General features: G+C 60.8%; 4 protein-coding genes. 1 reads left to right on the top strand and 3 read right to left on the bottom strand.

What is annotated here, in order from left to right:
• On the top strand, positions 1–997 hold a 997-nt coding region (locus OSA81_13110), incomplete at its 5' end, for a phosphoribosyltransferase family protein (protein ID MDE0899940.1).
• Positions 998–1,051: 54 nt separating this feature from the next.
• On the opposite strand, the gene OSA81_13115 is transcribed toward OSA81_13110, so the two are convergent.
• From OSA81_13115 to OSA81_13125, 3 genes are all read right to left on the bottom strand, one after another.
• Positions 1,052–2,272, bottom strand: a complete 1,221-nt coding sequence (locus tag OSA81_13115) for a hypothetical protein (GenBank protein MDE0899941.1) — start codon at positions 2,270–2,272, stop codon at positions 1,052–1,054.
• A complete protein-coding gene (locus OSA81_13120) occupies positions 2,269–5,037 on the bottom strand; it encodes an AAA family ATPase (protein ID MDE0899942.1) in 2,769 nt (922 codons plus the stop codon). Before OSA81_13120 ends, OSA81_13115 begins: the two co-directional genes overlap by 4 nt.
• Before the next feature lie 128 nt (positions 5,038–5,165).
• A complete protein-coding gene (locus tag OSA81_13125) occupies positions 5,166–5,948 on the bottom strand; it encodes an NUDIX hydrolase (GenBank protein MDE0899943.1) in 783 nt (260 codons plus the stop codon).
• Positions 5,949–6,111 lie beyond the last annotated feature (163 nt).

Below are 6,111 nucleotides of genomic sequence, written 5' to 3' on the forward strand. Positions count from 1 at the left end.
TGAAATACTGAGGGTCTGTTGGAACCCTGCTTGCCGCGTCGAGTTCGGCGAACTGCAACAAGCGACGTTCACCATGGAGGACGTGATCGACACGGTCCGATCCGGAGCGCCCCTGGCACCTGGGCAGATCGAGACCCTTGAAACGTCGACCAACCACGACAGGGCAACTGCCGCGGGGGTTGTCGCGCTACGCCAGTACCCGGCACAACACCGGGCGCGACTCCAGGCCCTGATCCTGAGGTATTTGTCGGCAGAGGCTCGTGAATGTGTCACGACGCTGGACCTAACCGAGAGCCGCTTCGGGTTTGACCCACGGCTAGTGACGCTCAACGAAATCAACGGCGAATCTGGGACCGAGTCGGCGGCTGCTGCCGCTCGAGTGTTCCCGCCGCTTCGAGTCAACGAACTTCCCGTACCCAACCACCCTGAGCGCACCTTCGAGCTTCGGGCCATGTGGCCCTACTGGCATGTGGAATACGGACAGCACCTTTGGCAAGCCATCAAAGACTGGGGCCACGGAATGCGTTCCGGTTCCGAAGTCCATCAGTCGCTTCTGAGCTTTGTTGCACTCGTGCTCGCCGGGAACGCCCTGTCTGAGACCGACCAACCAGGCTTCGCTATCGTCCCGGCCCCCAGCAACACCATGTCGGCCAGACAGCCAGGCCAATGCTCGCTCAGGCTTGGGCAGAGGGTTGCCGAAATCCTCGAATGCGAGTTCATCAACGCGCTGGAGAAGCGGCGGGGTGGGCGCATCGCCGTCCGGCGCGACCCCCAGCACGACCTCACCGGTCGGACGGTCATCCTCGTCGATGACCAGGTCACTGATGGGAACACCATGAACGGCTGCGTCAAGGCCCTAGTCGAGGCAGGAGCCGAGGTGGTCCGAGTACTCACCTGGTCCAGCTCCCACGAAACGACTGAACCAACGACCTCTAGCTGTTGGCTCCGACGGCACCACTTACCGTGCGACGAGCACGACGGCCAGACCTTATTCTGAACCGGTTTGGGGCGAATCAAGCGCTCCCACGGTCGCCGAGCGACAAGACCCCGGTCAACCTGCTCCGATGAGTTGACCGGTAGGGGCCTCTGTTGGTCCTGGTTTGTCGCTGATCAGTTCTGCTAAGGAGGTGATCTGCTGGTCGAGTTGGGCAATGGGAACGTTGAGGTCCAACCCAACTGTGCGGATCGTGACCGGCGAGTTGCGGACCCGAATCGTTCCGGCCGGTTCTTCGCCCGGGGTTCGTGCGTAGATGAGCCACGCCTCGTTGAGCCCGTAGGCGGTGGCGTAGGCCAGCGCCTGGTAGTAGTCGCTTGATTTTCCGGTGCCGGCCTCGAGGAGTTTGTATTTGGTGTCGGCCACGGCGACCGGCCAGCCGTCCCGGTGGAAGACGATGTCGGGGTTGATGTCGACTTTGCCGGTTTCATCGAGCTTGGATTTTGGTTGGGCTTCAACGGTGATGTCGGGGGATGCGTCTTGGAGGCGTCGGGTGACGTACCGCTCGAACAGGGTGTTCATATCCAATAGGAACGAGTGCGCTGGTTGTTCACCGAACCGTGAGCTGATCGACGTTCCGGCGAGTATTAGCGATGCGAGTCGCACTGAGGATTCGTAGTGCCGTTCCATTGGTTGAGGGTTCCACGAGTCAACCCAAGAGGGGTCGCTGTGCGTGTCGGTGACGCCTTCAAATTCGGCGAGCTGAAGCCGGAGCCGGTACCGCCAGTGAGGTGACAGGTCCCCGGTTCGTGTCGCAATTCTCAGCGCGGCGCGAAGGAGCCGGTTGAGTTCAATATCGGGCGAATGTTCGTCATACCGGCAGGGAACGGGAACTTTGAGGCCGGGCCGGTTGATGATGGCCCGAATATCGATCCGGCCTCGCGGTGAGATCAGCATCTCTTGGCGGGGCACGTAGTCGCTTCGTAGGCCTCGGCGGGTGGTTGATTCGCAAGCCACGCAGAACAGGCGGACCATGACCGACAGCAGGTCCGGGTCGGTTGCCAGGTCGACGGTTTCGGAGTGCCAGATCTCTGAGGGAACCTCCACGCTCATGAGGGCCAGCAGGTTCGGTAGGGGCACTTTGGGGGTGATGAGCAGGGAGTGGTCGTGGGAACGGATGGTTCCCACGTATTGGGCGGTTCTGAGCTGCCACACGTCCGGGTCGCCGGTAGGTGTGAGGGCCAGGTGGTTGCGGTGCTGGTCGGCTAGGTGGGTGACAACTGGTCGCGGGAGCGAAACGGTGATCTCTTTCCATTCGCTAAGGGCGATTTGGGTCACGGGGTCTCTGATGGTTGGTCCGGGCCGTGTTCTTTCCAGACGCTGTCGAACCGGAACCGTTTCGCCCTTTCGTCGCCGAAGAACAGGTCGTTGAGCATCGGTCCGATCTGGTAGCGCCAGATCAGGGAGAGCTGGTCGCGGTCGAGGCCTTTGGTCATGAAGTAGCTCGGGCCGAGCAGAAGATGGTCGCCGCCGAGTTCTTTTCGGAGCTGCTGGTTCACGCCGTCGACGAGGTCGGCAACCCACGCGGGTTCGTCGTTGGCGGCGAGCCAGCGGCCCAGCAGTCCAGAGATCGGATTTTCGTCCCGGTCGTCGGGGATGAACGGGACGAAGTGGAACCGGCGGCGGAGTGCCACGTCGACGGTGGCGATCGACCGGTCGGCGGTGTTCATGGTGCCGAGAAGCCACAGGTTGTCTGGAAGGCTGAACGGCTCGTCGGACCGGTAAAGGGGGTAGATCTCAGCCTCCCGGTATTCGAGGAGGAACAGCAACTCGCCGAGGACTTTGGCCAGGTTGGCCCGGTTGATCTCGTCGATGATCAGGATGTGGGGCCGGTTCAGCGGATCGGATGCGGCCCGGTCGGCCATGATTCGCAGCGGCCCGTCGACGAGCTTGTAAACGATGTCGTCGCTGCCGGTGCTTACCGGTCGGTATCCCTCGATGAAGTCCTCGTAGCTGGTCGACGGGTGGAACTGGATGAGCATTCTCTGCTCTTCGTTTGGTGCGATGGCTTCAGCGAGCCGGCGCGCTACATAGGTCTTACCCGTACCGGGTGGCCCATAGAAGATGACTTGGCGATGTCGTTCGAGAAGGCCGTGGACCTCGTCTAAGAAGTCGCGAGACAGATAGAGGTCCTCGGCAGCGTTACCAATCCGGTCTTCTTCGTCAGGATCGTCGATCACGTCGCCTTGGTCCCTCAGCCAATAGAGGAACCGGGACTGGGCCCAAAGGTCACCTGGGAACAGTGGTTCGGTGATTGCTCGGAGCGCATCATTGGAGAGAACATGTCGACGGCCGACCGGCTCGGTCAGGTCGGGAGATTGTTGGCCGAGCAGCGATAGGGCTGCGGCTTTTCCTTGCTCGCCGCTGAACACGTAAAGCGCCAGGAACCTTTCCGGGTAGGCGATCGCGAGGAACTTCATGATGACGCTTTCTTTAAAACCGCGGAGACCACGGTCGTCGTCGTTCATCACCCGGTCAATGCGGCTTTCGAAGGGTTCGTCTTGGTCCCAGAGCAGGTGGTTGAGCGCGACGAGCAGGCGTTGGAACGCCGCGTCGCCTCCGTCGCGAATTGTTGTGTTGAGGATGCTCTGCGGCCCTGGGTGGCCGTAGGTGCCGCCGTTGTAGATGCGGCGAATCTCAGCAAGGGGAATCGAGGGCAGGTTCTGAGGCTGCAACATTTGCTCCCAGATCTCTTGCTGCGCTTTCTGAGAAGTATCGGCCTCGGTGGGGTAACCGCTTTCTTGCAAGAACCGAGCTGCTAGCTCTCGGAGGTCGCCGGTTGGCGGTGCCGGTGCCGGTGGTCCCGGTGATGTATCGGCTTTCCAAACCAACTCGAAGGCTGGCCGGAGAGCGGTCGCCACTTCTCTCACGGATTGTTCAAGCGACTCTGCGGTGGTGAGCTCTTCTAAGGGGATCTTCTTGCCGAGCATTGCCCAACTCGGCCGATCCTCAAGCGGTACTTCCTCGGTTAATGCGTAACCCCATGTCATCCACTCGGTGTCGGGTGGCTTGTTGTCTTGGAGAAGGTCAAATACCAGTCTGCTGTAGCCCTTGCCGTCGTTTTGGTGAGACGAGGCGTAGAGGCCGATCGACACGCCGGTGGTCGAAACAATCAGATTGATCTGCGGTGTTCGATGTCCAACTTCAGGCCGCCAACTCGTCCAAACGTCTTCGCGGAGCCGACTTTTGTGACCAGCCCAAAATTCGCCCGCCCATCCGCGTTTCTGTTCCGCCCCAAGGCATTCCTCGACCACTTTTCCGAGGGGTTTTGCCATATGGCGGGCCATCTGGACCAGAACCGCCACGTTGCGGCGATTTAAGTCGTAGGTGCCGTCGTCCTCGGCGGGTTCTCGGGCCAGCTCGGCGCCGCGCTGGCAGCGGTCAACGGCTGTGACGTCTAACCCGAGCAGCGGAGCCTTAGACACGGAAGCGAGGGTCTGCTCAACTTCCACTGAAGGCCCGAACCTCTTGAAATGCTCCCGGTAGAGGAGATATTGATCGGCAGATGGCATGCCCTCGGGTAGGAATCCGAGCTTCTGTAGCGCATCTGAGGCGCTGGTCCAACTGACCGGCCACTCATCTGGTGCTTCAAGCCACCAAAACCAAGAAAGCAGGGCACCCACCCTGCCTACAGCAGCTCCGCTACCACCCTGTCTAAGCCGTTCCACAAGCGAGACGAGCGCCTCAATCTGGTTGACTGCTGCTTTTTCGTTTCCCGGGGGTGTTAACGCCCCAACCAGCACGGGGGTGATCTCGGCGGGTTCACTGTCGTTAATGAGTTGGTTGAGAAACATTGCACCGTTCGGCCCACCGAAGCCGTACCACGACTTCCCTCGGGCCCACTGGTCCATCCCGGCACGAAACGCCTGTAAGTCCAACGACTCCTTGAAGGCGCTAATGATCCCGTCGAGCTCTGGGCGGGCGCTTTCACGTTCGGCCTGTGCCGAGGCCATCGCCTCAGCTACCTCGTCGGCGAACGCTTCCTTGAGCTGTTCGTACCGGCGTATGCGGAACGACCACTCAACCTCGTCAAGCTCAACCACGGCCACACCCTAACCGAAGCCTTTTTGAGAGTCTCCGGAGCCACAACGCCCTGTTGAAACTGCTGTGCGGGCCGCAACTCCCCTCAACTCGGATTGCCCTCCGCAACCCATCAGGCGAACCCAAGGCGTCAGCGCAGAGGGTCGCCTTCTGCGTCGGAGTCTCTGAGGGGAACCGGCACTCCTCGGTCCAGCGGCGAATCCAACATCAGCGCCGGGCCAGGTATGTACATTTCAGCGGGCCGGCCGCCTTCTTCTCCCGGGTCACTGTAGGCACCGACCAGTTGGACAAAGTCGGCGGTGTTCTTCACCTTGCGATGGAAATTCCCCGGGTCGAGTCGGGTGTTCCACACCGTTTCATAGACCCTGCGGAGTTGGCTGATCGTGAACTCCGGCGGACAGAACGCTGTGGCCAGTGTCGTGTACTCGAGTTTGGAGCGGGTGCGTTCTATGGCTTCGTGGATGATCGCCGAGTGGTCGAAGGCCAGCCTGAGCCCACCAGCTTCGATCTTTGACACGGGGACGAGACCTGCATCGCGGGCGTCGCTGCCCGCCGCTGGGTGTAGTTCTGACAGATCGCCGAGGATGGCCCAGTAGGCGACGGTCACCACCCGCATACGCGGGTCGCGGTCCGGTGAGCCGAAGGTGCCGAGTTGTTCAAGGTGCACCGACCCGGCATCCACCCCGGTTTCTTCCAAAAGCTCCCGGTTGGCTGCCTGGTCGAGGTTCTCGTCCGGTCTGACAAACCCACCCGGGAGCGCCCATGATCCGAGGAACGGTGGCTCACCGCGTTCGACGAGGAGTACCTGGAGGGCGTCGTTGACGATGGTGAAGATCGCCACGTCCACGGTGACCGCAAACGGCGGATAGTCACCTGCGTTGTAGTCGACCTGAGCTTCGGCCTCGCTAGTCACGCACACCAACCTAGCAGTTGGTGTTGCATAGACAAATACCATCGGATAGAGTTATTGTTGTTGTGACTTGAATATGGGTTGAATTGGACTGTCACACCCCTCCCTCATAATGGAGGTGTGGACAGTTTCGAGCACGTCACGGGCCTCCAACGCGGTTAACAAA

The organism is Longimicrobiales bacterium (assembly GCA_028823235.1).
GTDB lineage: Bacteria > Gemmatimonadota > Gemmatimonadetes > Longimicrobiales > Gaopeijiaceae > UBA2589.